The sequence below is a fragment of the Mycolicibacterium novocastrense genome (assembly GCF_001570485.1).
In the GTDB taxonomy this organism is placed as follows: Bacteria; Actinomycetota; Actinomycetes; order Mycobacteriales; family Mycobacteriaceae; genus Mycobacterium; species Mycobacterium novocastrense.
Genome location: NZ_BCTA01000112.1, coordinates 1 through 2782, shown reverse-complemented (window position 1 = coordinate 2782; position 2782 = coordinate 1). Strand labels below are relative to the sequence as shown.

At 64.1% G+C, this 2782-nt stretch carries 1 protein-coding gene; it reads right to left on the bottom strand.

Going from position 1 to position 2782, the window contains the following annotated elements; translation table 11 throughout:
* A partial coding sequence (locus RMCN_RS30655) for a non-ribosomal peptide synthetase (protein WP_131808630.1) occupies positions 1 to 2782 on the bottom strand: 2782 nt, incomplete at both ends.

Sequence of the window (2782 nt, the reverse complement as noted above, 5' to 3'; positions counted from 1 at the left end):
GAGTTGCCTGGGGCGCGGTAGTGATCGACTTCTTGGTATTCCGGCGCCGGCAGGGCACGTTTGTCGAGTTTCCCGTTGACCGTCAGGGGCAGGGTGTCAATCGACATCACCGCGGCTGGAACCATGTAGGCCGGCAACCGCTCAACAAGCTTGGCACGGATAGCCGAGGCTTCGGCGGTGCCGGTGATATACCCGACCAGCCGCTTGTCCCCGGGGCGGTCCTCACGCGCGATCACGACCGCTTGTTTGACCCCGTCAATCCCCGACAGCGCGGCCTGAACCTCACCCAACTCGATGCGATAGCCGCGGATCTTGACCTGCTCATCCGCACGCCCCAGATACTGCAGCTGGCCATCGGCGTTCCAGCACGCCAGATCCCCGGTGCGATACATCCGCGCCCCGGCTCCACCGAACGGACACGCCACAAACCGCGTCGCCGTCAAATCTGGCCGCCGCAAATACCCACACGCCAACCCCGCACCGGCCACATACAACTCACCGATCACCCCGGCCGGCACCGGACGTAACCACTTGTCCAACACAAAGAACCCGAGATGGGCCAGCGGCACCCCGATCGGACTGACATTGCTCTCAACATCACCGGCGAGGATCTCGCGGAACGACGCATGCACCGTCGTCTCGGTGATGCCATACATGTTGACCATCCGCGGCAACCCCGGATGGTGCTCAAACCAACTCCGAAGACGCTGAGGCTCAAGAGCTTCCCCACCGAACACCACCGTCTGCAGATTCAGACGACTCCCCCGCTCGGGGGCCAACGCATCAGCGGTCTGCAACGCATAAAACGCCGACGGCGTCTGACTCAACACACTGACCTGCTCGGCAACCAGCAACGCGTGCAACTCTTCTGGCGACCGCACTACCGCATCGGGCACCACCACCAGCCGCCCACCGTGCAGCAACGCCCCGAAAATCTCCCACACCGAATAGTCGAAGGCCAACGAATGACACTGCGTCCACACCTGCCCCGCCGACAAATCCAGATCGCCGTCCAACACCTCCAACAGCCGCACCACATTGCGATGGGTGACGGCCACCCCCTTGGGCACACCCGTGGTCCCCGAGGTGTAAATGATGTAGGCAATCTCATCAGGAGCCGGCACCGCCAGACCCGAAACCGGATAAGTCTCGAAACCGCCACCCTCGACATCAATGATCGCCACACCCGACCCAGCCAACCGATCGGCCAACGCCGCGGTGGTCAACGCCGCGATCGGCGCAGCATCGCCAAGCATGAATTCCATCCGCGTCGACGGATGCGCCGGGTCCATCGGCAAATACGCCGCCCCCGTCTTGAGCACCGCCATGATCGCCACCACAGCCACCGCGGAACGCTCCACCAACACCGCCACGCACTGACCCGGACCAGCCCCCCGCTCGACCAACACATGGGCCAACCGATTCGCCGCCTCATCAAGCTCGCGATAGGTCATCGCGCCACCATCAAAGGTCAACGCCACCGCCTCCGGCGTCTGCGCCGCCTGCATCGCGAACACCGCCGGAATCGACATCACCGCCGAAACCGGCCGCGTCAACACCGCCCGATTACCCCACTGCTGCAGACGCGAATGCTCACCAGCATCCAACACATCCACCGACGACAACCGCCGAGACGGATCGGCCGTCATCGCCACCAACACCCGGCGCAACCGCTCGATCAACGACTCCACACTGACCGCATCGAACACATCGGTGCGGAACTCCACCCCACCACCGATACCAGCGGGCTCACCAGTCTCAGTCCAACGCTCAGCCAACGAAAACGACAAATCCATCCTGGCGGTACGGGTATCCGCCACCAACGGCGTCGCCTCCACATCACCCAACGCCAACCCCGCTGTGGCGTCTCTCTGCCCCGCAAAGTTCTGCCAGGCCAGCATCACCTGCACGAGCGGGTGATGGGTCCGGCTACGTGTCGGGTTGAGCCGCTCCACCAACACCTCGAAAGGCACATCCTGATGCTCGTAAGCCGCCAGGCTGCGCTGACGCACCTGAGCCAACACCTCGGCGACCGTCGGATCACCAGCGACATCCACCCGCAACACCAACGTGTTGACGAAGAAGCCCACTAATTCATCCAGTGCAGGGTCACCGCGTCCGGCGATCGGGAAGCCCACCGCCACATCCGAACTGGCGCTCACCTTCGACAACAGCACCGCCAACGCAGCCTGCATCACCATGAAGCTGGTCGCATTGTGCTCGCGAGCCACCCGCGCAACGTGCTGCTGCAACTCCGCAGGCCAGTCCACCACCACGTTGGCCCCGCGGTAATCCGCCTCGGCGGGATACGGCCGATCCGTAGGCAACTGCAACCGCTCCGGCAGCCCCGACAGAGCGCTCTCCCAATAGGCCAATTGACCCGCGATGCGGCTCTGACTGTCATCGAGGTCGCCCAGCTGGGCGCGCTGCCACAACGTGTAATCGACATACTGCACCGGCAACGGCGCCCACCCCGGCGCCTGCCCGGCACACCGGTGGGCATACGCCACACCCAGATCCCGCACCAAAGGAGTGATAGACCACCCATCAGCGGCGATATGGTGGGCCACCGCGACCAGCACGTGTTCTTCGTCTGCAATCCGGAAAAGTTTTGCCCGCAACGGGATTTCGGCCGCCAAGTCGAAGGGGTGACTCACTTCCGCGCCGATGGCCTCCTCCAGCCGGCCCGCAGACCAGCCGCTGGCATCAACGACCTCCCAACCGAAGTCGGCCTCCTCAGCAGCCACCACCACCTGATGCGGCAACCCCTCAGGCGCAGCGA